Below are 1,075 nucleotides of genomic sequence, written 5' to 3'. Positions count from 1 at the left end.
AGGTGAATCATGAAAAAAATGCTCTGCGTATTAATGGCGATTGCCATCACCACATCCTTAAGCGGATGCATATGGCCAGGTCCCGGTGGCGGACATGGCGGCGGTGGCCCAATGCAAGGGCCGATGGGTCCGGGTGGCGGTGGAGGCGGCCCCGGCTATGGCGGGCACGGTGGGCGCGGATAGTTGATAGGATGAACCTCAGGGCGCTTGGCCGCCCTGGGGTGAAAGATCTATAATTTTTCCGCAGCGCGTTGCGTTGCTTGCCTGCGTTTTTCAATAAACGCGGCCTGCTTGAGACGCACCGCCTGAAGCAGCTCTGGCGCAGCCGATCGCGGAGAACCCGAATTGAATGGCGGCGCGGGATCGTACTCCAGTTGTAACTGAATCTCCTGCGCAACCGCCTCGCCGTACAGCCCTGCCACCACGGTTAGTGCGAAATCGATCCCAGAGGTCACGCCAGCACCACTGATACGGTTGCCGTCGTGCACGACACGCGCCTCAACCGGTTGAGCCCCCAGCAGCGCCAATTGATCGGGCGAGCCCCAGTGGGTGGTTGCCTTATAGCCTTGGAGTAAACCCGCAGCCCCCAACACCAGCGATCCGGTGCAGACCGAGGTAACCAGTTTTACTTCCTTCGCTTTTTGACGCAGAAAGTTTAGCACCTCATCATCTTCCATCAGATCAATCTGTCCCGGCCCACCCGGCACACAAATCACATCTAACGCCGGACATTCCTCAAGGGTGACGGTAGGCAAAATAGCCAGACCGCGATCGGAGGTCACCGGCGCAATCTGTTTCCAGATCAAGTGCACCTGAGCACCCGGCGCACGCACCAATACTTCGTAAGGCCCAGTCAAATCTAATTGGGTTACACCGGGAAAAAGGAGAAAACCTATGGAGAGTACAGGAGAATCAGCCATGACAACGTCCTCTGTGATTAGGTGATATTGCTTAGCATGCGCAGGTTTTTATCGGGGATTCAATCAGAATATCAACGAGAACAGCCATGCCGATGGTATCCATGACTCGACTTCACCGCGCGCAGCCCTTATGATCGCGTTAAGATTCATTTATG

The 1,075-nt window shown here is 56.0% G+C and carries 2 protein-coding genes; one reads left to right on the top strand and one right to left on the bottom strand.

Features of this window, described 5'->3' with window-relative positions; all coding sequences use genetic code 11:
* Positions 1–9 precede the first annotated feature (9 nt).
* Positions 10–183, top strand: a complete 174-nt coding sequence (locus tag J5224_RS29565) for a hypothetical protein (protein ID WP_264625004.1) — start codon at positions 10–12, stop codon at positions 181–183.
* Positions 184–230: 47 nt separating this feature from the next.
* Here J5224_RS29565 and J5224_RS29560 read toward each other — a convergent pair whose 3' ends face one another.
* Positions 231–920, bottom strand: a complete 690-nt coding sequence (locus tag J5224_RS29560; RefSeq protein WP_264628631.1) for a DJ-1/PfpI family protein — start codon at positions 918–920, stop codon at positions 231–233.
* Between the last annotated feature and the right edge of the window lie 155 nt (positions 921–1,075).

The organism is Candidatus Symbiopectobacterium sp. NZEC135 (assembly GCF_025962695.1).
Note: the sequence above shows the minus strand (reverse complement) of the source record. Positions and strands in the feature narration are given on the sequence as shown.

What these genes read in the sequence shown, in the direction of transcription:
- J5224_RS29565 (WP_264625004.1), top strand. Translation starts at nt 10, where the DNA reads ATGAAAAAAATGCTCTGCGTATTAATGGCGATTGCCATCACCACATCC.
- J5224_RS29560 (WP_264628631.1), bottom strand. Translation starts at nt 920, where the DNA reads ATGGCTGATTCTCCTGTACTCTCCATAGGTTTTCTCCTTTTTCCCGGT.